17 protein-coding genes are annotated in these 22,301 nt (G+C 64.7%); 6 read left to right on the plus strand and 11 right to left on the minus strand.

The features are described 5' to 3' along the window. The first annotated feature begins 239 nt into the window (after positions 1–239). Positions 240–1,598: a diguanylate cyclase gene (locus GYK42_RS22500; RefSeq protein WP_166449276.1), complete on the plus strand. Its 1,359-nt coding sequence runs from the start codon at positions 240–242 to the stop codon at positions 1,596–1,598. Between the two features lie 100 nt (positions 1,599–1,698). On the opposite strand, the gene GYK42_RS22505 is transcribed toward GYK42_RS22500, so the two are convergent. From GYK42_RS22505 to GYK42_RS22525, 5 genes are all read right to left on the minus strand, one after another. Then, positions 1,699–3,963: a TonB-dependent hemoglobin/transferrin/lactoferrin family receptor gene (locus GYK42_RS22505; RefSeq protein WP_166449277.1), complete on the minus strand. Its 2,265-nt coding sequence runs from the start codon at positions 3,961–3,963 to the stop codon at positions 1,699–1,701. 248 nt (positions 3,964–4,211) lie between these two features. Further along, on the minus strand, positions 4,212–5,789 hold the full coding sequence (locus tag GYK42_RS22510) for an FGGY-family carbohydrate kinase (protein ID WP_166449278.1): 1,578 nt from the start codon (positions 5,787–5,789) through the stop codon (positions 4,212–4,214). Between the two features lie 4 nt (positions 5,790–5,793). Beyond that, positions 5,794–6,021 (minus strand): hypothetical protein, encoded by a 228-nt coding sequence (locus GYK42_RS22515; protein WP_166449279.1) that lies wholly within the window; start codon positions 6,019–6,021, stop codon positions 5,794–5,796. A 116-nt stretch (positions 6,022–6,137) separates the two neighbouring features. After that, positions 6,138–7,691, minus strand: a complete 1,554-nt coding sequence (locus tag GYK42_RS22520; RefSeq protein ID WP_205711508.1) for a glycerol-3-phosphate dehydrogenase/oxidase — start codon at positions 7,689–7,691, stop codon at positions 6,138–6,140. 11 nt (positions 7,692–7,702) lie between these two features. After that, positions 7,703–9,313 (minus strand): FAD-binding oxidoreductase, encoded by a 1,611-nt coding sequence (locus tag GYK42_RS22525; RefSeq protein ID WP_166449281.1) that lies wholly within the window; start codon positions 9,311–9,313, stop codon positions 7,703–7,705. Between the two features lie 151 nt (positions 9,314–9,464). Between GYK42_RS22525 and GYK42_RS22530 the strand changes: the two genes are divergently transcribed. The 3 genes from GYK42_RS22530 to GYK42_RS22540 all read left to right on the plus strand — a co-directional run bounded on the left by GYK42_RS22530 (position 9,465) and on the right by GYK42_RS22540 (position 12,312). Next, positions 9,465–10,526: an AraC family transcriptional regulator gene (locus tag GYK42_RS22530; protein ID WP_166449282.1), complete on the plus strand. Its 1,062-nt coding sequence runs from the start codon at positions 9,465–9,467 to the stop codon at positions 10,524–10,526. A 92-nt stretch (positions 10,527–10,618) separates the two neighbouring features. Beyond that, positions 10,619–11,401, plus strand: a complete 783-nt coding sequence (locus GYK42_RS22535; RefSeq protein WP_166449283.1) for a 3-hydroxybutyrate dehydrogenase — start codon at positions 10,619–10,621, stop codon at positions 11,399–11,401. Positions 11,402–11,463: 62 nt separating this feature from the next. Then, the gene (locus tag GYK42_RS22540) at positions 11,464–12,312 is read left to right on the plus strand and encodes a DUF2071 domain-containing protein (protein WP_166449284.1); all 849 of its coding nucleotides are present in this window, start codon (positions 11,464–11,466) and stop codon (positions 12,310–12,312) included. On the opposite strand, the gene GYK42_RS22545 is transcribed toward GYK42_RS22540, so the two are convergent. The 3 genes from GYK42_RS22545 to GYK42_RS22555 form a co-directional block, all read right to left on the minus strand. Beyond that, entirely contained in the window at positions 12,284–13,927 is a 1,644-nt protein-coding gene (locus GYK42_RS22545; RefSeq protein WP_166449285.1) for a methyl-accepting chemotaxis protein, read from the minus strand. The genes GYK42_RS22540 and GYK42_RS22545 overlap by 29 nt on opposite strands. Before the next feature lie 240 nt (positions 13,928–14,167). Then, positions 14,168–14,758, minus strand: a complete 591-nt coding sequence (locus GYK42_RS22550; RefSeq protein WP_166449286.1) for a hypothetical protein — start codon at positions 14,756–14,758, stop codon at positions 14,168–14,170. Positions 14,759–14,819: 61 nt separating this feature from the next. Next, on the minus strand, positions 14,820–15,185 hold the full coding sequence (locus tag GYK42_RS22555) for a winged helix-turn-helix transcriptional regulator (RefSeq protein ID WP_166449287.1): 366 nt from the start codon (positions 15,183–15,185) through the stop codon (positions 14,820–14,822). 114 nt (positions 15,186–15,299) lie between these two features. Here GYK42_RS22555 and GYK42_RS22560 point away from each other — a divergent pair, with 114 nt between their 5' ends. After that, on the plus strand, positions 15,300–16,007 hold the full coding sequence (locus tag GYK42_RS22560) for a glutathione S-transferase family protein (RefSeq protein ID WP_166449288.1): 708 nt from the start codon (positions 15,300–15,302) through the stop codon (positions 16,005–16,007). Between the two features lie 118 nt (positions 16,008–16,125). Continuing rightward, a complete protein-coding gene (locus GYK42_RS22565; protein ID WP_166449289.1) occupies positions 16,126–18,210 on the plus strand; it encodes an alpha/beta hydrolase family protein in 2,085 nt (694 codons plus the stop codon). Positions 18,211–18,276: 66 nt separating this feature from the next. Here the strand turns inward: GYK42_RS22565 and GYK42_RS22570 are convergent, their stop codons facing one another. From GYK42_RS22570 to GYK42_RS22580, 3 genes are all read right to left on the minus strand, one after another. Continuing rightward, positions 18,277–20,328 carry an esterase-like activity of phytase family protein gene (locus GYK42_RS22570; RefSeq protein ID WP_166449290.1) on the minus strand — a complete coding sequence of 684 codons (2,052 nt, stop codon included), beginning with the start codon at positions 20,326–20,328 and terminating at the stop codon, positions 18,277–18,279. A 71-nt stretch (positions 20,329–20,399) separates the two neighbouring features. Beyond that, positions 20,400–21,326, minus strand: a complete 927-nt coding sequence (locus tag GYK42_RS22575) for a helix-turn-helix domain-containing protein (RefSeq protein ID WP_166449291.1) — start codon at positions 21,324–21,326, stop codon at positions 20,400–20,402. Between the two features lie 55 nt (positions 21,327–21,381). Further along, entirely contained in the window at positions 21,382–22,299 is a 918-nt protein-coding gene (locus GYK42_RS22580; protein ID WP_166449292.1) for a helix-turn-helix domain-containing protein, read from the minus strand. Positions 22,300–22,301 lie beyond the last annotated feature (2 nt).

Below are 22,301 nucleotides of genomic sequence, written 5' to 3' on the forward strand. Positions count from 1 at the left end.
AACAACGGGCACGCGTCTTTTCCGCCTAAAAACCGCTTTCATGATAACAATTGCGTGTATTTATTTTTAAAAATATCATAAAAATAATACTTTCATTGCTCGCGCAACATCGATTTTTTCACCCAAAAAAATGGCGAGGCGGTATGATTTGACCGCTGTATCAGATTTGACCCCGGTCAGCATCACCGAATATGCAGCAAACGCAGGCAGCGCTAAGTACATCGAGAAGGCCGGAAGCAATGAGTCCAGGCAGTGTGGAGCATTCCCAGCGGCGTGAGGCCGCTATTTTGATTGTCGACGATGCGCCGGCCAACCTTGAGCTGCTGCGCAAGCTGATGAGCGAACAGGGTTATCAAACCTATGTGGCCACGTCCGGCGAACGGGCGCTGGCGATCGCCCAGCGCGCCCATCCCGACCTGATCCTGCTCGACGTGCTGATGCCGGACATGGACGGCATCGAAACATGCCGCCGCCTCAAGCAGCATCCGCTGACGCAACGCATCCCCGTCATTTTCATGAGCGCCAAGACGGAAACGGAAGACGTAGTGGCCGGCTTCGACTGCGGCGCCGTCGATTACATCAGCAAGCCGCTGCGCATGGCAGAAGTGTGCGCGCGCGTGCGCGCCCAGCTGCAAATCCGCAGCAACAATGAAACCCAGCAGGAACAGGCCGAGCGCCTGCGCACCATCGTCAACAATATGGCCGAGGGCTTGCTGATCATCGAGGCCGATGGCCGCATCCAGTACACCAATCCGGCCTGCGACCAGTACCTGGGCTACCGCGAAAACGAACTGGCCGGACGCTTCATCGGCGAGCTGCTCAGCCCCCTCGTGACGCAGGAATACCTCGATTACTTCGCCATGCACGCGGCCAATCCGGAAAAAGCGCACAACCACGGCACGCGCGAAGTGGCGATCCGCCACCGCAATGGCGCAGCGTTGAGCATGGACCTGACCCTGACGCCCATGTATCTGCGCCAGCCCCTGTATATCGGCCTGCTGCACGACATCACGCACCACAAGCAGTCGGAAGACGCGCTGCAGCGCGCCGCCTATCTCGACCCGCTGACGCAGATCGCCAACCGCCGGCATTTCGACAGCTTCCTTGAAAAGGAATGGCAGCGCGCCGTGCGCGGCGGCGGTGCCCTGTCGCTGGTGGTACTCGACGTCGACCACTTCAAGCTGTACAACGACAGCCTGGGCCACCCGGCCGGCGACATCTGCCTGCAGCAGGTGGCGCAAGCCATCGATGCGCACGCCAGCCGCTCCGGCGACCTGGCGGCCCGCTACGGCGGAGAGGAATTCGTCCTGCTGTTTGCCGACACGGATGCCGGCAACGCCCTGCACCTGGCCGAGGCCATCCGCGCCAGCATCGAAGCGCTGCAGCTGCCGCACCCGCGGTCGAGCACCTCGCCATGGATCACCGTCAGCATCGGCGTGGCCACCATCCGCCCGCACCAGCTGGACGACCGCGAAGCGCTGTTCGTCGCCGCCGACCGCGCCCTGTACGTGGCCAAGGAAGCGGGCCGCAACCAGGTCCGCGCCACGCACTCGGGCAGCACGGCCTGGGAAACGGTCAAGGCATTGGTACTGCGTTAACAGGGAAGTTCAACGAAACATGTCGCGAACCAAGAGTAGGCCCACGCCCGACGCAAAGGCACTCCGGGCCGCGTCTCCGGCCCGCCATTCTTAAAACTAATCAAAACTTACGCGACACACTCAACTTCGCATTGCGTCCCACGCCCGTCACCGCTTCGCTCAGGTAGGGCATGTAATTGCGATTGAAGACATTATCCACCGTCAGCCGCACTTCCGTGCCGCGCCACGCACCCTGTTTGCCATTCCACGACGCGAACAAAGTGTGCAGCGCATAGCCTTTCGATGGCGGCAGGCGGTACACATTCCCTACCGGTAGCACGCGGTCCTGCTTCGCCACGAAGCGGCCCTGCCAGCCGATGCTGGCCCCGAGATCGGGCATGCGCCAGCCCAGGCCCGCCATCAATTTATCGGGTGCGATGGTCGACACAGGTTCGTCCTGGCCCCACGGGTCGCGCTGGGAACCCGTGCGCGTGCCGCGCTGCTTCGACAGCGAGGCGCTGGCAAACAGGCGCGGCGAGTTGTAATAGGACTCGACTTCCACGCCCTGCGTGCGGAAACCGGCCAGGTTGCGGTAGGACGACAGGGCCGGCGGCACCTTGCCCGATCCCGACACATAGCCTTCGATCAGGATGCCCAGGCGCGGGCCGATATTGTCGCTGACACGGTTCTGGTAGGCCGTCAGGCGCAGCTGCACGTCGTCGCGCTCCATGAACACGTTCTGCCGGTGCAGCATGACGCCCGTGCGCACGGCCGTCACGCGCTCGACGGCCAGGTCGCGGCTGGTGCCCGGCGTCGATGAACCGAGCCTGGACGACACATAATATTCATTCGAATACATCTCGTCGATGGTCGGCGCACGCCAGGTGCGGCTCAAGTCGCCGAACAGCGCCACGCTGCTGGATGCCTTCCAAAACAGGCCCAGGCGCGGCGACCAGCCTTCGTGCGCCTTTTCGCTGAAGTCGTGGCCAGCCGCCGCCAGCGCGCTGTTGTAACGCGACGCCTTGTTCGGCACGCCCTCGGAAACGACTCTGTCGTGGCGCAGGGCCGCCGTCACCGTCACGTCGCCATACGTCATCGCATCCTGCAGATACAGGCCCGTGGTTTCCTGCCGCCCGGCCGGCATGTAGTAGGGCTGGAAGTAGCCATAGTTGTAGCTGGGGTCCTTCAGCGCCGTCGACGACGGGTAGTACATCAAGGTGTCGCGCACGTTCTTGTGCCATTGCAGTCCCGTCAGCAGCACGTGCGACACGGCGCCCGTCGTAAACACGCTTTCGTTGCGCACTTCGGCGATGCGGTCCACGTACGAGGCCCAGCTCTCGTTGCCCAGAGAGCCCAGGTAGGAACCCAGCGAAGCGGAGGGCAGGCGCTTGTCATGCTGGTCCGTGTGCGAATAGCCGGCGCTGGCCGTCAGCTTGATCCACGGATTGTTCTGCGGCGCGTACTGCCACTTCACGGAATACGTATCGTCGTCCTGGTCGCGGTACACGGCCTTGCGCTGCCACGCCTCTTCCAGTCCGTATTTTTTGATTTCCGCCTCGGTCGGCGTGGGCACATCCTCGCCCATGGCGGCGAACGGCCCCCAGCCCGAGCTGCCGCTCTTCATGGCCGTCAGGGTCAAGAGCTGCTCCGGCGTCAGCCGGATATTCAGCTTGGCCAGGCTCGATGGCGCGTCGATGGCGGAAAAACGGAATGGCTTGCCATCGGGCTTGCGCAAATCGTCGGACTTGCGCTGCGTCGTAAAGGCCATCGCATCGAAGCGGCCGTCTTCCGTACGGCCGTAAACGGCCACGGTGGCGTCGTTTTCGGCATTGTTCGAGTGGCGCGAGTATTTGAGCATGGCGCCCGCTTTCTCGCCGCCTTCCAGCAAGTCTTGCGCATCCTTGGTCTCGACCGTGATGACGCCGCCGAAGCCGCCATTGCCGTACAAGCTCGTATGCGCGCCCTTGTTCACTTCGATCTGCTTGATCAATTCCGGCTCGATGAAGATGGAACCCTGGCGGTATTTCTCGAAGCCCTTGGGCACGCCGTCGAGGATGACTTTCACGTCCTGCACTTTATTGAAGCCCCAGATATTGAGGCTCTGGCCGCTGGGACGGGCCGTGCCTGCCAGGTCCACGCCGGGCAAGGTGTCGAGCAAGGACGCGACATTGTCGGCCTGCTGCCGTTCGATGTCGGCGCTGTTGATGTACGAGCGCCCGGCCGTGCCTGCGCTGATGGCGTCGCCGAACACGCTGATGGCGGGCATCTGCACGGCGCCGGCCTTGTCGGCCATCGCCGCCGCCCACGCGTGGCCGTGCGCGCCGCCCAATGCCAGCGCCAGCGCGGCGGCCAGCGGGGTCAATCGTTGTTTGCTGCTGCTCTTCATCGCTATCCTTGCCTGGGTTTGCTTGCTGCTCGATGCTTGTGGAATGAAAAATGCAGGGGCAGAGGACAGCGGTGCACGATCAAGCGGCGGCGTTGAAGGAAGCGTTGCGGCGGAACTCTGCCCGCGCGGACACGCCGCCGGCGCATGGCCGGCGGCGCACTGCAGTCACCGGGATAAGTTGCCTTAGTGAAATGCGGAACACATCATATAACGGATGCGAATGATTCGCAATACGATTTAATGACTAGCTATTCCGGATAGCCGGTGATGTCGGCGATCTCGCGGTACAGGGGCTGCAGCCGCGCATACATCTTCCGGTACACGCGCCGGTACAGCTGCTCGTAGATCTTGCGGTGCTCGGGATGCGGCTGGAAGACCGTGCCCTGGCGCGTCATCGCCTGCACGGCGGCGGGGAAATCCGCATGCCAGCCCAGGCCCACGCTGGCGGCGATGGCCGCGCCCAGGCCCGAGCTTTCATACACGTGGGCGCGCGCGGCCGGCAAGCCGAAGATGTCGGCTGTCAGCTGCATGGCCGCATCGCTTTGCGAACCACCTCCGGCAACGCGCAGCTCCGTGATGGCAATGCCGCTGCGCCGCTCGATGCGCTCCTTGCCTTCGCGCAGCGCATACGCGAGCCCTTCGAGGATGGCGCGGTAGATGTGGGCGCGCGTATGCACGTCGCCAAAACCGATCATGGCGCCCTTCGCTTCCGGCCCCGGCACCTTGATGCCGGGACTCCAGTACGGCTGCAGCATCAGGCCCATGGAACCGGGCGGCACGGCATCGACCAGGCGGTCGAACAGCGCTTCGGCGGACAAGCCCGTGCCATCTTCGGCCGCCGCCGCCCGTTCGCGGTCGCCGAACTGCTCCTTGAACCAGTTGACCATCCAGTAGCCGCGAAATATCTGTACTTCCGTACTGTAGGCGCCCGGCATGGCGGCCGGATACGGCGGAATGAAGCGCGTCACTTCCACGTATTTGCGGTTGGTGGTGTTGATGGTGGCCGTGGTGCCATAGCTCAGGCACGCCACGTGCGGTTCGACGCAGCCGGCGCCCAGCACTTCGCACGCCTTGTCGGCGGCGGCCGCCAGCAGCGGCGTGCCTTCCAGGATGCCCGTCGCCGCGGCAGCCGACGCCGTGATGGCGCCCATGCGCGTGCCTGGCGTCACCAGTTCCGGCAGCATGGAGCGTTGAATCGCCAGCGCCTGCCACTTCCAGTCGAAACGCCCGGCCCACGCATGGCGTTTGTAGTCGAACGGGATGTACGCCACTTGCGAGCCCGTCGAATCGATATATTTTCCGCAGAGGCGGTGGTTCAAAAAGCCCGACAGCAGCAGGAATTTGTGCGTACGGCGCCAGATGTCGGGCTGGTGCGCGCTGATCCAGTTGATCTCGGCCTCGCGGCGGAAGTACCTAATCGTGCCATCGAGGCGCGTGGCGCGAAAAAGCGCGCGCCACCACGGCGCCAGTGGCGGGATGTCGCGCGTGCTGCGCTGGTCCAGCCAGGTGATAGCAGGCCGCAAGGGCTGCCCCTCTTCATCCACGTTGACGACCGTGCCGCGCTGCGTCGTCACGGCCACGCCGGCCACCAAGGATTTACTGATGTCCGTGCTGCGCCACAGCTGCTGGCACGCTGCGCACACGGCTTGCCAGTAGCCGTCCGCGTCGTGCTCGGCCCAGCCTGGGTGGTCAGAGTAATACGCTTCCAGGAACACTTGCGCCTTGGCCGCCAGATTGCCGTCCCGGTCGAACAGCAGCGCGCGCACGCTTTGCGTGCCATTGTCGATGGCGAGAATGTACGACCCCGGGCCGGCTGCGCTGGCCATGGCCTCAGCCCAGGCTGGCCAGCGCGGCGCGCAGCGCCTGCAGCAGCGCTTGCGGATCCTTGTCCGGCCGGGCGCTGAAGACAGGCGCCTCCCAGTCCTGCCCCCGCACTGCCACCACGCGCAAGCGCCCCTGTTCGTTCCACGCCGGATACCAGCCCACGTCGACGATGTCGCCATTCGCACACGTGATTTGCAGCAGGTCTTCGCCCAGGTCGTCGACAAGGATGTCCACGCTCTGGCGCAAGTCCAGCGGCGACAGGCTGTCGTAGGTGATGCGCGCGTCGCCCAGGTCCAGGGGCTGGCCAAACAGGGTGGTCTCGATGATGCTCTCCTTTTTTTATCGTTGCTTCATTCGCCTTGCGGCACGCTGTAATGGCGGCGCCACAGGGCCAGGTAGCGCTGCTGCTCTTCTTCCCAGCGCGCATCGTCCCATCCCAGTTCGCGCTGGCAAATGGCGCGCAGGCGCGGCATGATAGCAAGCCCACCGCCGGCCAGCTGCAAACCGAGGCGCGTGCGCCGCAGCAGCAAGTCGTCCAGGTGCTGCACGTCTTCCATGCGCGCGCCCCAGCGCAGCTGCGCCCACAGCGTCTGCGTGCCGGGAATCGGCGCCAGTTCGCCGTCGTGCGCCGCATCGCACAGCGCTTGCGCGGCCGCGCCGTGACGGCCCAGCAGCCGTTCGCGCTGTTCGGCATCGAGCGCCAGGGCCTTGCCCAACAAGGGCGGCACGGCGTCGAAAATCGGCAAGGGGCGCAAATCCGCCTGCCAGCCCGGCAGCAGGGGCGCGGCACGGCGCAATGCGTCGAGGGCGATCACGCGAAACGTCGTCAGCTTGCCCCCCGCCACCGTCAGCAAGCCGTTTTCCAGCCATAACGCATGTTCGCGCGCTTCCTTCGACGGGTCAAGCTGGCCGCTGCCGATCACGGGACGCACGCCGGCAAACGTGGCCAGCACGTCGCCTTCGACCAGCGCCAGTTGCGGGAACTGCCAGCGCAACGCGGCCAGCAGATAATCGAGTTCGCCGCGCGTGATGGCCGGCTCCAGTTCCAGGCTGGCGCCGTGGTCGACATCGGTGGTGCCCACCAGGGTCACGCCCTCCCACGGATAGGCAAACACGGGACGGCCATCGTGCGGGTGCATCAGGCTGACGGCTTGCGCCAGCGGCAAACGCCAGGCGGGCAGCAGCAGATGGCTGCCGCGCAGGGGCCGCAGTTTCGGCTCTTTTCCCACCTGACCGCGCAAGGCGTCGGCCCAGGCGCCCGTGGCGCTGATCACCAAGCGCGCCCGCACGGTCCACTTTTCGCCACCGACGCCATCGTTCAATACGGCGCCCACCACCCGCTCTTCCTCGCGCAGCAGCGATGCGACGCCCAGATAATTGACGGCCACGCCGCCATGACGGCGCGCTTCCTGCAGCACGCGCAGCACCAGACGCGCGTCATCCGTCTTGGCATCCTGGTACAGCATGCCGCCCTGCAGATCGTCGCGCCGGATATGCGGCGCCAGCATGGCAAAATCCGCCGCATCGACATAGCGGCGCGCGCGCCGGCCCGCCATCACGTCATAAATCGCCAGGCCCAGCATGAACTGGCGCCGCCCCGGCTTCCTGCCCGTGTAATCGCCAAAGGCAAAGCCCTGCGGCTCGACCAGGCCCGCCGCATCCGTCAGCAAGGCTTGCCGCTCATGCACCGACTCGCGCGTTAGACCGAACTGCCCCTGCTTCAGGTAGCGCAAGCCGCCGTGCACCAGCTTCGAGGAGCGGCTCGACGTGCCCCAGGCGAAATCGCGCTGCTCCACCAGCAAGGCCGTCAAACCGCGCCGCGCTGCTTCCAGCAAGATGCCGGCGCCCGTGATGCCGCCGCCGACGATCAAGATGTCCCACTCGCGCGCCAGGATGCCAGGCAACTCCCGCCTGTTCACAAGCCGCCTCCCGCCTCGGGCAGCAGTTTGCCGGGGTTCATCATGCCTTGCGGGTCGAACTGGCGCAGCAGCGCGCGCATGGCGGCGATGCCAAGTTCACCTTTTTCGGCCGCCAGCCATGGCGCGTGGTCCGTGCCCACGCCATGCTGGTGGCTGATGGTGCCGCCGTTGGCGACGATGGCGGCGCCGGCCGCGTCTTTCAGGGCACGCCAGCGCGCCATGTTGTCTTCAAAGGTGGGCGCCAGCCGGTACACATACGTGGTGTAGACGCTGGCGCCCTGCGCGTACACATGCGACAAATGCGTGTAGGCGTGCACCTGTTCGCCGTGCGCGGCCAGCGCATTCGCGCCTGCCTGTTCCAGCGCCGCCATCATGGGCGCCACGCGCGGCCAGTCGACGGCCGTCTCCACCGTGTCGATCACATAGCCGTGCTCCCACGCGCCGTTGCGCAGGTAGACATTGCGAAAGCGCCCCTGCTTCCATTTGTCGCCCATGTGGCGCCCCGCGTGCACGCCCTTGTGCCGCCGCGCCAGCGCCAGCGCGCCGCGCAGGGCCGCGCGCGCGGGGCCGGCTTCTCCGCTGACGCCCAGCATCAGCATGCATTTGCCTTCGCCGCAGCCGCGCAGCGACAAATAGCGTTCCAGCAGTCCCACCAGTTTCTTGTGCCCGGCCAGGGTCAGCATGGTTTGCGTTTCCAGCGCGTTCGACAGGCGCAGCATGCACAGGGGCAGGCGCGATTGGGCCAGCGCCCGCACGGCCGCCTGCGCCTGGCCCCAGTCTGCAAAGAACACGGCGTGGAACGCCTCGTAGGGCGGCAGCGGTGAGACGCGCACCGTCGCCTGCGTCAGGATGCCCAGTCGCCCTTCGGAGCCGAGCACCATTTCGCGCAGGTCGATGCCGGCCGCCGACGCGGGAAACGTGGGGATGCTCAAGGTGCCGGCCGGCGTTTCCACTTCGCCGCCCGCGAACAGCTGCTCGATACGGCCATAGCGCAACGATTGCTGGCCCGACGAGCGCGTGGCGATCCAGCCGCCCAGGGTCGAATACTCGAACGACTGCGGATAGTGGCCCAGGGTATAGCCCTGCGCGCGCAGCTGCGCTTCCAGGTCGGGGCCATACACGCCCGCGCCGAACGTGGCCAGCTGCGCCTCGCGGTCCAGGTGGCCCAGCGCGCACAGGCGCGCGAGGCTGACCGACAGCACGGGACGCGGTCCCGCCGCTACCGTCAAATGCCCGGCCACGCTGGTGCCGCCGCCGTGCGGGATGACGGCCACGCAGGCCTGGCGCGCATACGCGAGCAGCTGGCGCACCTGCAGCGCGCTGTCGGGAAAGGCCACGCCATCGGGCACAGCGCCGATGCGGCCATGACGCAATTTGAACCAGTCGGGCAGGCTTTGGCCGAGCGCATGGCGCACGCGCGTGGCGGGCTGGGTGTCGATCAGCGGATGCGGCGCCAGGCGCGAAGCGGGCACCTGCGCGCAGGCGTCGTCGAAGGTGGCGTCGACGATGCCGCTGCCCGGCCCCAGGCGCTCGCGCAGAAACGCCAGCGCGTCCCCGCTCAGCGCATACGTGATGCCGTCATCTCCCCAGCCATTCCAGCGTTGCATCGACATCCCCTCTCATTGGTCAAGTTGCCGGCCAGTTGCACGCCACGGCGGCTTGCTATACTGTTCTTGCCTGATTTTCTTGCTAGATCAATAGCATATGCCGCCACAGACGAAGGGTATTGGTTTTTCATGACAATCGCATTGTTCCATCATGACAAGCACTGAAGGCCGGGTCGCCGGCGCCTACCTGCTGCCGCTGCTGGAAGCGGCCGGCGCGCATGGCATCGCAGCAGCCACCCTGGCGCAAGCGGCCGGCGTGGCGCCGCACAGCCTGGAAGCGTCCGCGCCCAACCTTGCCGCGCGCGACTACGTGCGCCTGCTCGATGCGGGCGCGCTGCTGGCGGGCGACGCGCATTTCGGCCTGCATGTCGGCCAGCGGGTGCGCATGGGCACGTACAGCGCGTATGGCTTGATCTTACTCAGTTGCAGCAACGTGGGTCAGGTACTGGAACAGACGGCCCGCTATGAACGGCTGGCGCACGACCTGGGCCAGTCGGCCCTGCAGCGCGATGGCGCCGTCGCGCATTACCGCTGGACCAGCAACTACCCGGGCGCCAGCCGGCACCTGGTCGACAGCGTCTTTGCCGGCATCCGTGTCAGCGGCGACTGGCTGGCGGGTATGCCGCTGCCGCCGGCCCGGCTGGCGTTCAGCCACGATGGCGGCGGCGACCTGCTGCGCCACGCGGCCCACCGCGACGAATACGTGCGCGTGCTGGGCAGCCTGCCCGCCTTCAACGCCCCCGCCAACACGGCCACCTTCGACGCGCAATTGCTGGACTGGCCCGTGCCGAACGCCGACGTCAGCCTGTACCCCGTGCTGTGCCAGCATGCGGAACAGTTGCTGGCGCAGCGCGAAGCTGAAACGGACACTGGCGGCGCCATCGACGCGCAAGTGCACGCGGCCATCGTGGCAGGCTTGCGCAATGGCTCGGCGCGGCTGGCCACCGTTGCCGCCGCCCTCGCAGTGACGCCGCGCACCTTGCAGCGCAAGCTGGCCGACGCGGGCACCAGCTTCCAGACCCTGCTGGACCAGGCCAGGTACGGCCTGGCGCGCGACTATCTGCGCGAGCCGGATTTGTCGCTGGTCGACATCGCCTTCCTGCTCGGCTACCAGGAACAAAGCGCGTTCAACCACGCGTTCCGCACCTGGGCGGGCACCAATCCCGGCGCCTGGCGCCTGCAGGAAATCCTTGACAGGCAGCAAGCCGTTTAGCCGTGCGCGGGGCATGCGCATCCCGTTTTCTCGCTATACTGGCATAGTCAGGTTTTCCACGATCACTCCAACCCGCAATGCAAAGGATTAATATGCAACTCAAAGACAAAGTCGCACTGATTACCGGCGCCGCCAGTGGCATCGGCAAGGAAATGGCCATCGAATACGCAAAACAGGGCGCCAAGGTCGTCATCGCCGATCTGGTCCTGGAAGCGGCCAGCAAGACGGCCGGGGAAATCAAGCAATCGGGCGGCCAGGCGTTTGCCGTCGCCATGGATGTCTCGAGCGAAGAACAAGTCGACAAGGGCGTGGCCGACGCCGTGGCCCACTTCGGCGGCATCGATATCCTGATCAGCAATGCGGGCATCCAGATCATCAGCCCCGTCGTCGACTACCCGTTCGAGCAATGGAAAAAGATGCTGGCCATTCACATGGACGGCGCCTTCCTCACCACGCGCGCCTGCATGCGCGAAATGATCAAGGCGGGCCGCGGCGGCGCCATCATCTACATGGGTTCCGTGCATTCGCACGAAGGCTCGCCGTTCAAGAGCGCCTACGTGGCCGCCAAGCACGGCTTGCTGGGCCTGGCCAAGGTGGTGGCCAAGGAAGGCGCGAAAGACGGCATCCGCGCCAACGTCATCTGCCCGGGCTTCGTGCGCACGCCGCTGGTCGACAAGCAAATCCCCGAACAGGCGGCCCAGCTGAACATCAGTGAAGAAGACGTGATCAAGAAAGTGATGCTGAAAGACACCATCGACGGCGAATTCACCACCACGCAAGACGTGGCGCAAACGGCCGTGTTCCTGGCGGCCTTCCCGTCGACGGCATTGAGCGGCCAGTCGATTGTCGTCAGTCACGGCTGGCACATGCAGTAAACAGGTAACGCATCTGGCAGGCGGCGCCGTCCGCCTGCATCACCGCATCTGAAAGTTCCCAATTGCAAGACAACACTTACCGCCACCCGCGCGCGGGCTGGCCGGGGCGGCTCTTTGCCGCGCTCGCCAATTGCACGCGCTTTGCCAAGGTGCGCCAGGCCGTCATGTCGCGCCTGCCCTTCCTGACACTGCACAGCGACGTGCGCGACGTCGTCTACGTGAGCTGGCTGGTCGACGCCGCTGCCGCGCAGCAACTAATGCCCGCGGGCGTGACCCTGTGGCAGCACGGCGGCAAGACGCCATTTACCGTGCTGACCTACCGCCACGGGCATTTCGGCCCGTCCCTGCTCGGTCCCTTACGCAAGCTGCTGCCATCTCCCCTGCAAAGCAACTGGCGCTTGTACCTGGACCAGACGCCAGCGGGCGCGCCGGCCGTGCCCTGCGTGTATTTTCTGAAAAACATCATGGACAGCCTGCCGCACGCGCTGGGCACGCGGCTGTTCAGCGACATCCTGCCGACCCACCTGGCCGCCGGCATGACGCATGACGTGACGGCCACGCAGGCGCGTTGCACGATCACGCCCGGTGCCGGCAGCGCCCCGCTGCTCGACGTGCAGGCGGACATCACGGCGGAGCATGGTCTCGATGCCGACTGGCAGCAACTATTCGGCAACTGGCGCGACGCCGTCGCCTTCCTCGCCTGCCAGGATGCGGCCATCGCGCACGTGCCGCGCAACGGCAAGCTGGTCTTTGGCGAAATCGACTTGCCCGTCGAGGTGGATCAAGTGCAGGCGCTGACGGCCTTGCGCGCCGACTGCGGCATGCTGGTCCAGCTGCCGCCCCTGTCAACCCCGTTTGCCTTTCTCGTGCCCAAGGTTGCCTTCAAGGCGCTGTCAGAGCGCCTGCTGTAGCGCGGCGGCGCTCGGGCGCGCGCAGGGGAGCAGCTTGGCCGCCCCTGCGCCGTTCCAGCTTGAACAGGGCCATCGCCTGCTCCAGCTGCAGAGTCTGGTCTTGCAGCGAAGCGGATGCCGCCGCCGATTCCTCCACCAGCGCCGCGTTCTGCTGCGTCACTTCATCCATTTGCGTGACGGCCATATTGACCTGGCCGATGCCGTGGCTTTGTTCGCGCGAAGCGGAAGCGATCTCTTCCATGATGCCGTGCACGCCCTGCACGGCGCCCAGCATCTCGGCGCTGCTGGCGCCCGCCTGCTGCGCCAGCTTCGCGCCCGCCTCCACCTGCGCCAAAGACGCCGTGATCAATTGCTTGATTTCCGTGGCGGCCGCCGCGCTGCGATGGGCCAGGCTGCGCACTTCGCCCGCCACGACGGCAAAACCGCGCCCCTGGTCGCCCGCGCGCGCCGCTTCCACGGCCGCGTTCAAGGCGAGGATATTCGTCTGGAAGGCAATGCCTTCGATGATGCCCGTAATGTCGCCGATCTTCTTCGATGAAGCGTTAATGTCCGCCATCATGTTGACCATCTGGCCGACGAGTTCGCCGCCGCGCCCGGCCAGGCCGTGTACCTTGCCCGCCATGTCGCTGGCCTGCACGGCGTTGCCGCTGTTTTGCTGCACCGTGGCCGCCAGCTGTTCCATGCTCGACGCCGTCTGCTGCAGGGCCGACGCCTGCGCTTCCGTGCGGCCCGACAAGTCCATATTGCCGGCGGCGATTTCCTGGCTGGCCATGCTGATGCGCAGGAAATTGCCGCGCACGTCGCCAACGATGGAGTGCAAGTTCACGCGCAGCTGGCGCAAGGAACGCAGCAGCTGTCCCATCTCGTCGCGCCGCGTCGTGTCGAGTTCTCCCGTCAGGTCGCCGCCCGCCATCACGTCGCAGGCCTGGCGCGCCTGCTGCAACGGTTGCAGCACGGCGCGGTGCAAGCTGTGCCAGAAATACAGGGTCGCGCCCAAGGCCAGCACGGACAGGCCCGTCAGCCAGCCGCCCGCGCGGGCCGGCAGCACGCCCGCATGCCACGCCAGTTGCAGCAGCAATACCAGGCTCAGCAAGCCCAGATTCCAGCCGATGCGCTTGCCCAGCGGCAGGTCGCGCAAGCTCGCCAGCCTGGCCAGCCAGCCCGTGCGCACGGCCGCGCCCTGACTGATGACGATGCCATCGGCCTGCCCCGCCCTGATGCGCGCGTACAGGGCGGACGCCTGCGCCACCTGCTGGCGCGTGGGCTTGGTGCGCACGGACATGTAGCCGACGGCCACGCCATCCTCGACCACCGGCGTCACGTTCGCCAGCACCCAGTAATAATCGCCATTCTTGCAGCGGTTTTTCACCATGCCGCTCCACGAACGACCCGAGCGGATGGTGGCCCAGAAATCGGCAAACGCTTCGACCGGCATATCCGGATGGCGCAGGATGTTTTGCGGGGCACCGATCAATTCTTCCGCGCTGTAACCGCTGACGGCGATGAAATACGGGTTGGCATAGGTGATATTGCCTTGCAAGTCGGTAGTCGAGACGATGGTCTCGCTATCGCTCAAGTTGATCTCGGTATCGCTGACGGGAAGATTGAGTCGCATGGTCGGATCCTTGGCTGTAGCCCTTGCGGGCACGGGGAAGTGGTCAAATGCGGCACGGAAGTAAGCCGGCGGCAGTCCGCATCGACACATTAATTTTAATATTTAACTATTAATTTAAATCGGCAATTTTCACGGATGAGATTGCCTTGCGAAACTGCAAAGATTGCGGACGCGGCATGGCCGCTGATGTGATGGCGCAAGCAGCGCCGGAACAGCGTGGCTGTCCCGGCGGAAAAACGTTTAGCGGGGCACGTAGCGCCAGTTGCCGCTCTCGAGCATGAACGTCAGTTCCGTCTTGATGGCTTCCGGGCGGCTCGGCACGCTCAATTCCGTATCGCATACGAGGTAGCCCGTCTTGCGCTGGACGTCGCACTCGTTGACGACCTTGACCTGCATGGTGCTCTGCGCTTCCTGCATCTGCACGTCCTTGGCCGCTTCCGGATTGCGCGCCGCTTCTTCCTTGGCCCACGCGCGTATCATCGCTTGCGCCTCAGCCGGCGAGGGTCCCGCGAACTTGGCGTTCTTGCGCTCGACGCCGACCCAGGTATCGCCCTCTTTACGCAGGGGCAGTACATTAAAGGCATCGCGCATGCCGGCGCTCATGCCCACCAGGCATACCACTTCGCCCGGCACTTCCTGCGACTCCTGGCAACCGGCAAGGCTGGTCACCTTGATGACGAACGGCATGCTCGACTGCGTCTTCGCTTGTGTCTTGGCTACGCCCGCCTGCACGGCGGCATGGATTTGCTCGAGTGTCGGCATGGTGGCCGCCTGGGCCGGCAAGGTGGCGAACAGGGCGGCGGCGGTCAGGGCGATGGAAGTCAGGCGCATGGGTATCGGGAGTAGTGATCAAAGGCCGGCAGTCTAGCACTTTGCATAAAAACAGCTGTTTCTATAGAGAATTATCCACGACATCGGCTACAAGAAAGGCGCCGCCCCCGTCAACCTGTCCGCGCAGGCGCAAGCCGATGGCGCGCAGCATCTCGACCAGCTCGCGCAAGCGCAGGCCTTCGTCCGTCAGCCGGTATTCCACCTTGACGGGCACTTCCGCGTAGACCGTGCGCGTCAGCAAGCCCGCCTCTTCCAGCGCGCGCAAGTCCAGGGTCAGCATGCGCTGCGAGATATTCGGCACGGCGCGGCGGATTTCGCTGAAGCGCTTCGGCCCCGCCATCAGATAGCTGAGCAGCACCACCCGCCAGCGCCCGCCCAGCAATCGCATAGCCTCTTCCACGGCGCAGCCGGAGACATTGTCTTTCATGATTCGCTTCTCGCATGGTATAAAAAATGTACCTATACCACATTATTCTGGCTTCTTCCAAATAGTAACCATCGCGTTTAGACTGCCCTTCCCTCACCTCATTGGAGTTTTGACTTGGAAACCACCCTGATCTACAGCGTGCCGTTCGGCTGCTCGTTTGCCGCCATCGCCGCCCTCGAATGGAGCGGCCTGCCGTATCGTTTGGCCCGCGTGGAAGCGCGCGATCCGGCCAGCAAGCAGCATCCGGCCTTTCTCTCCATCAACCCGCTGGGCCAGACGCCGGCCCTGCTCACGCACACGGGCGCGCCGCTGCTGGAAAGCATGGCGATCCTGCTGCACCTGGCCGCCCGCGCGCCAGGCAGCAGCCTGGGCTTTGCGCAAGGCACGCCAGACTACGACCGCCTGAACAGCGTACGGTCCTTTTTGCACACGACGTTTCACGCCGCTTTCATGCCCGCCTTTCAGGCGTCGCGCGCGGCTGATGGCGATGCGCGCGCGGGCGTCTGGCGCGAAATGGCCGTCGAGAAGGTGAACAAGAGCCTGGCCCACCTGGAGCGCCTGCTCGCTGGCCGCGCGTGGCTCGCCTCCGATGCCGCACCGACCATCGCCGACGCCTACCTGGCCGCCACGGCGCGCTGGGCCGAACCGCTGCAGCTGGCCAGCATGGCCGATTATCCGAACACGGCGCGCGTGCTGGCCGCGCTGGAACTAGACCCCGGCATCCGCTTTGCCCACGCCATCGAGGACGGCGTGCCGGCCGTCAGTCGGGGCGGCTTCCTGGACCACGTGACGCTCGACCAACTGGCACTGCAGGCCGGCTAACCGCCGGTCAACTCCCGCAGCTGGCGCGTCTTTATTGCTATGATGTCGGGCTGCCGGCGGTACAGCCGGCCACGTCAATACCATATCGATAACGTCGTCATAAGAATCGGGAGTTTGAATGAGTTTACGTCTGCTGCTCTTGGGAGCATTCAGTGCCGCCATGGCCACCACCGCCGCCGTGCCGGCATTGGCCGCACCGCGCGGTTTCACCGTGGAAGACATGGTGGCCATGGAACGCGTGGGCAGCCCCGTGCTGTCGCCGGACGCCACGCGCGTCGTCTATACGGTGCGCACCACCAACCTGGACAAAAACCGTGGCAACACGCAGCTGTGGATGATCGACCTGCGCGCGCCGAACGCGGCACCACGCCAGCTCACGCGCGGCGACGCCAGCGCCAGCGACCCGCAATGGTCGCCGAACGGCGACGCCATCTACTTCCTGTCCGGCCGTTCCGGCTCCTCGCAAGTATGGCAACTGCCCCTGAACGGCGGCGAAGCGGCCAAGGTCACCGACCTGGCGCTGGACGTGGATACCTACCGCTTGTCGCCGCAGGGCGACCGCCTGGCCTTCAGCATGGGCGTCTTCCTCGATTGCGCTGACATCGCCTGCACGAAGAAGCGCCTCGATGACAAAGCCAAGAACAAGGCGAGCGGCATGGTCTACGACCAGATGTTCGTGCGCCACTGGGATACCTGGGCCGACGGCCGCCGCAACGCGCTGTACTCGGCGCCGATCGATTCGACCGGCAAGGTCAGCGCCGCGCCCGTGAGCCTGAGCGGCACCCTCGACGGCGACGCGCCTTCAAAACCGTTCGGCGACAACGGCGAATACCATTTCAGCCCCGACGGCAAGTCGGTGGCATTCTCCGTGCGCGTGGCCGGTCGTACGGAATCGTGGTCGACCAACTTCGACGTCTACACGATTCCCGCCGCCGGTGGCCAGGCGCCGCGCAACCTCACGGCCGACAATCCGGCCTGGGACGCGAAAGCCACCTACTCACCCGATGGCCGCACCCTGGCCTATGTCGCCATGACCAAGCCGGGCTTCGAAGCGGACCGTTTTCATTTGGTGCTGATGGATGTCGCCACCGGCAAGAAGCGCACCGTGGCCGACGACTGGGACCGTTCCGTGGCCGACTTCCGCTGGACGCCGGACGGCAAGGCCTTCCTCGTTTCCGCCGATGACGTGGGCCAGCACCGTCTGTTCCACATCGACGCGGCCAGCGGCAAAGTCACTGCGCTGACGGGCAAGGGCGCCGTGGGCGACTTCGACGTGCGCGGCAACACCATCGTGCTGGCGCAAGCCAACCTGGCCTCGGGCGCGCAGCTGTACACGCGCAAGCTTGACGCGAAGTCGGAAAACGCGCCGATGGTGCAGCTGACGAAACAGAACGCGGCAGCCCTGGCCGACGTGCGCTTCGGCGAATATGAACAGTTTTCGTTCGCCGGCGCGAATGGCGAGACCGTCTACGGCCACGTCATGAAACCGTGGAATGCCAAGGCCGGTGAAAAATATCCTATCGCTTTCCTCGTGCACGGCGGCCCGCAGGGCAGCTTCGGCAATAGCTGGAGCTACCGCTGGAATCCGCAAGTGTATGCGGGCGCCGGCTATGCAACCGTCTTCATCGACTTCCACGGTTCGACCGGCTATGGCCAGAAGTTCACGGACTCCATCAGCGGCGACTGGGGCGGCAAGCCGCTGGTCGACTTGCAGAAGGGCCTGGAAGCGGCCACCAAGAAATTCCCATGGCTGGACCGCGAGCGCAGCTGCGCGCTGGGCGCGTCGTACGGCGGCTACATGATGAACTGGATCGCCGGTAACTGGCCGGACGGCTTCAAATGCCTGGTCAACCACGACGGCGTGTTCGACAACCGCGGCATGGCTTACGCGACGGAAGAACTGTGGTTCACGGAATGGGAAAACGGCGGCACCTACTACGACGCGCCGGCCAAGTACGAGCAGTTCAACCCCGTCAACTTCGTGAAAAACTGGAAGACGCCGATGCTGGTGGTCCAGGGCGACCTCGATTTCCGCATCCCCACAGCACAAGGCCTGGGCACCTTCACGGCGCTGCAGCGCCAGGGCATCCCGAGCAAGCTGCTGGTCTTCCCGGACGAAAACCACTGGGTGCTGAAGCCAGCGAACTCGCTGTTGTGGCATCACACGGTGCTCGATTGGCTCAATACCTACACTAAAAAGTAAGCCTGTACCAAAGTAAAAAGCCGCACAGTTCGCACTGTGCGGCTTTTTTACGTCCGTCAAACTATATCAATACGTATTGAGCGCCTTGGCAAACTTCACGATCCACAAGCGGCTCGGACGCTCGCGGTCGTCGCCGCGCGCCACGCGGATGGTGTTGGCGGCGTTGCAACCGGCGGTGCTGCTGGTGACGATGGTGCCGTTAGCATCGACCGTGCACTTGGTCACGTCGGCGCCATCGACTTCCACGCCATTCGCGTCAAAGACCTTGGTTTTCAGGCCGAAGTCATTGTCGTTGGCCAGCGCGATGGTGGAGTCGTCGATCAGGGTCAGGCCCTCGGCCTTTTCCGCAGCCCAGCCGATGGCGTTCAAGTCCAGCAGCAGGGTTTTCTTCAGCGGTGTGACGGTGGCCCAGTCGGCGCCATTGACGGCCACGCCGCCCATGCTGCTTTTTTCCAGGTCCGACGTCGTCACGTTGAAGGCGGCGGCCGCAATATCGGTGGCGCCCTTCAGTTCGACCAGCATCAGTTTATTGAACACCTTGCCCGACGGCGCGGCGCCCTGCTCGATGACGAGGAATTTGCCGCCGCCCAGTGCCACCATGTCGCCCAGCTTGGCGTTGCCCGTGCGGCCATCCTGGTAGTCGGCCGCATTGAGCGGATACGCATACATCTTGCCGCTGCTGCCTGTCACCGGATCGAATTCGATCCAGCGCGTGAAGCGGGCGAAGCGCTCGACCTGTTCATTCTTCTTCGTCACCGAGTACGGCGCGCTGCCGTCGGACAGGGGGCTTTGCAGGAAGGCGTAGAGCTTGTCGTTGCTCGTATCGAGCGTCATGCCTTCCATGCCGCGGTTGGCGCGGCGCTTGGCGAACAGCGCCGGCAAGCCCTTGCCCGGCTCGTACTTGGCCTGAATGATGCCCGTGGCCGCGTCGATCTTGACGATGAACGGACCGTATTCGTCGGACACCCACAGCGCGTTGCGCTTTGTATCGACGACGATGGCCTCCGAATCGAGGCCGCCCGCATTGAAGACAGCCTTGCCTGCCACATCGAACTTCATCGCATCCATGACGGGAATCTCGGCCGAATTGCCGACGGCGCCCACTGGCACGGGCAAGCCCGAGCTGTTGACGGTGGCCGATACCTTGATCGGCGTCGACGAACTCAGGACGGCGCCGTTCTTGCCCACCGTGAGCACGCCGAACGAAGGCGTAAAGCTCGGCGACGGGAAGATCTTGCTGCCGATGGTGCCCTTGCCCGATGGATCGGGCACGAGCGGGCCATCGCCGTTCGGGCCGCGGTCCGTCAAGCCATAGAATTCCAGGTCGCCGGCCGCATTCTTGCCCTTGTAGGCCAGGCCCGAGCCGTACGATGGCAAAAAGCCGTTCGGGAATTCGCCCTTGATCTTGGCGTTGGCGCCTTCGTACGGCACGTAGAACTTGCTGTCCGCCTGGATCTGGTAGCGCGTCACCGTCACTTTTACTTCGCCGACCGGATTGGCTTGCGTCAGCGCCTCGTTGACGGGCGCGCCCGCTTTCGAGGCCAGGGTATCTTCAAAATGCTCGCGCACGAGGGCGCGGCGTTCCGCATCGACCGTGCGGCCGGCGAATTTAGCGCCCACGGCTGTCAAATGCGCAGCCAGGGCAGCATTGAAGACGGCCGGGACGGCGGCAAAGTCCAAGGTCTTGCCGGCCAGTGCAGCCTTTACTTCCGCCGTCAGCTTGATGCCGTTCGACGGATCGCTGTCCTCGTCCAGCAATTGCAGCGCCAGCAGGCGGTTGACGACCTTGTCGTCCGCCACGTTGGTGCTGGCGGCCAGCGCCAGCGGCGTGACGACGGCGCTGCATGGCGCCGAGCCCAGGGCGAGGCCGCCCACGCTGAAGGCTACCGTATCGCCCGGGTTGCAAATGAACTCGCCCTTGGCATTGGTGCTGGCCTTGGCCGCGCTGCCCGCCACGTAATCGAGGCCTTCCACCGCGCCGTCGAGGAACACGCCTGTCTGCGCCACGGGCTTGGCCGGCTCATTGTGGCTGTCGCTGCCGCCACAGGCGGCCAGGGCCAGGCCAGCGGCGATGGCCAGCAGGGTCAGTTTCGGGGTGGACGTTACGGCAGTCTTCATGCATTCCTCGGCTAGGGTGGGGTTGAAGCCGTGGAGGATAACTGCTCAAAGTGACAAGCCCATGACAGGCATCACGGCGGTGGCGTATCCGCAACAGGTCCGCCGATGCCGCCAAAGCGTCCATCGGCCTGGCGCCGGAATTCCTTGGGCGTGACGCCCTTCACCTGCAGGAAGCGGCGGTTGAAGTTGGCCACGTTCTGGAAACCCACGTCGTAGCAGACATTCGATACGTATTGATCCGTATCCATCAGCAGCTGGCAAGCCTTGTTGATGCGCAGGCGGTTCATGAAATCCGTGAAGCTGTTGCCCGTCGCCTTGCGGAAGAAGCGCGAGAATTTACTCAGCGACATGCCCACCTGCTCGGCCAGCATTTCCGCCGAAATCGGCTCGCGGTAATTGTCCGTGATGTAATTGAGGACGGCATTGACCTTGGCCAGGGTGGCGTCATCGTCATACGAGCGCAGGGAGGCGCTCGACAGCAAGCGGTAATTGGCCGTGCGCGCCAATTTGCTCATCAGCTGGACGAATTCGGCGAAGCGTTCGGCGCCATGCGTGGCGCGGATGCGCGCCAGATGCTGCTCGGCCTCGTGTCCCATGTCGAAAAACTCCACGCCGTAGCTGGAGCGCTCGAGCAGCGGCAGCAGTTCGCGCAGTTCGGGGATCACGCGCGCGGCGCCGGCCAGCGGCGCGTGGGCGAATTGCACGATCATGTCGCGCAGCGTCACGCCCCCTTCCGGCATCACGTTGGATATCCAGTTATGAGGCAATCGCGGCCCCGTCAGCACCAGGTGGCCCGGTGAAAACTCGCCAATATAGTCGCCCACGAACAATCGCCCGCTGGTGGCGACGATCAGGTGCAGCTCATACTCTTCATGGCAGTGCCAGCGTACGCGCGAGCTGGGATAGCCATGTTCCAGGTAATTGATGATGCCGTCGTAGCTTTCGCGCTCCAGTTCGGGCGCCTTGCGCTCGCTGTCCTTCTGCCATCGGTATTCCATGCTTGTCTCTCCCAGGCTGTCTTCGCCTGTGCCATCCAATGTACCTCAAAAAGCGTCACTCGCCAAAGCGGCCCAGCGCCTGCTGGCGAAATTCCTTTGGCGTCATACCCTTCAATTCCAAGAAGCGCCGGTTGAAATTGGCCACGTTATTGAATCCCGCCTCGTAGCAGATGTTGCTGACGTAGCGCTCCGTCTCCATCAGCAGCTGGCACGCCTTGTTGATGCGCAAGCGGTTGACGAAGTCCGTGAAGCTGTTGCCCGTGGCGTGGCGAAAAAAGCGCGAAAACGTCCGCTCGGGCATGTCTACCTGTTCGGCCAGCTTTTTCAGCGAGAACTGGCTGCTGTAATTGTGCACGATGTAGTTGATGGCGGAACTGATGCGCGCCAGCGCCACGTCGTCGTCGCTCGACTGCATCGGCACCGTCGACAGCAGCTGATAGTCGCTGGTCTGCGCCAACTCGCCCAGCAAGGTCAAAAATTCGATGAAGCGCGGCAGGCCGCTGCTGTCGCGGATGCGCCGGAAGCGCCGTAACGACTGTTCGCTGACGCCAAAGAATTCCACGCCGTGCAGGGCGCGCTGCAGCAGCGGAAAAACATCCTTCAATTCAGGAATGGCGGCGGCCATCGAGGCCAGCGGCGCATGCGAAAACTGGACCACCATGTCGCGCAAGACCACGCCTTCGGGCGGCGTGTCGAGCGATACCCAGTTGTGCGGCACGCGCGGCCCCGTCAGCACCAGGTGGCCGGGCGTGAACTGGCCGATGTAGTCGCCGACGAAGACCTTGCCGCTGCTCTCGACGATCAGGTGCAGCTCGTACTCGTCGTGATAATGCCAGCGCACCAGCGCATTCGGAAAGCCGTGCTCGAGGTAGCGGATGAAGCCGAAACTGCCTTTTGGCTCGAAGCCGGGCGTGGCGTCGCGCTGCTGTTCCAGCTCCATCTGCGGCAGTGAGGCATCGGCTTTGCGTGGCATGG

Source organism: Janthinobacterium lividum, from assembly GCF_011601275.1.
Taxonomy (GTDB): domain Bacteria; phylum Pseudomonadota; class Gammaproteobacteria; order Burkholderiales; family Burkholderiaceae_D; genus Janthinobacterium; species Janthinobacterium lividum_E.

Coding starts and splice junctions, on each gene's coding strand:
- GYK42_RS22535 (WP_166449283.1), top strand. CDS start 10,619: ATGCAACTCAAAGACAAAGTCGCACTGATTACCGGCGCCGCCAGTGGC.
- GYK42_RS22565 (WP_166449289.1), top strand. CDS start 16,126: ATGAGTTTACGTCTGCTGCTCTTGGGAGCATTCAGTGCCGCCATGGCC.
- GYK42_RS22555 (WP_166449287.1), bottom strand. CDS start 15,185: ATGAAAGACAATGTCTCCGGCTGCGCCGTGGAAGAGGCTATGCGATTG.
- GYK42_RS22510 (WP_166449278.1), bottom strand. CDS start 5,789: ATGGCCAGCGCAGCCGGCCCGGGGTCGTACATTCTCGCCATCGACAAT.
- GYK42_RS22505 (WP_166449277.1), bottom strand. CDS start 3,963: ATGAAGAGCAGCAGCAAACAACGATTGACCCCGCTGGCCGCCGCGCTG.
- GYK42_RS22500 (WP_166449276.1), top strand. CDS start 240: ATGAGTCCAGGCAGTGTGGAGCATTCCCAGCGGCGTGAGGCCGCTATT.
- GYK42_RS22545 (WP_166449285.1), bottom strand. CDS start 13,927: ATGCGACTCAATCTTCCCGTCAGCGATACCGAGATCAACTTGAGCGAT.
- GYK42_RS22550 (WP_166449286.1), bottom strand. CDS start 14,758: ATGCGCCTGACTTCCATCGCCCTGACCGCCGCCGCCCTGTTCGCCACC.
- GYK42_RS22580 (WP_166449292.1), bottom strand. CDS start 22,299: ATGCCACGCAAAGCCGATGCCTCACTGCCGCAGATGGAGCTGGAACAG.
- GYK42_RS22575 (WP_166449291.1), bottom strand. CDS start 21,326: ATGGAATACCGATGGCAGAAGGACAGCGAGCGCAAGGCGCCCGAACTG.
- GYK42_RS22570 (WP_166449290.1), bottom strand. CDS start 20,328: ATGAAGACTGCCGTAACGTCCACCCCGAAACTGACCCTGCTGGCCATC.
- GYK42_RS22530 (WP_166449282.1), top strand. CDS start 9,465: ATGACAAGCACTGAAGGCCGGGTCGCCGGCGCCTACCTGCTGCCGCTG.
- GYK42_RS22525 (WP_166449281.1), bottom strand. CDS start 9,313: ATGCAACGCTGGAATGGCTGGGGAGATGACGGCATCACGTATGCGCTG.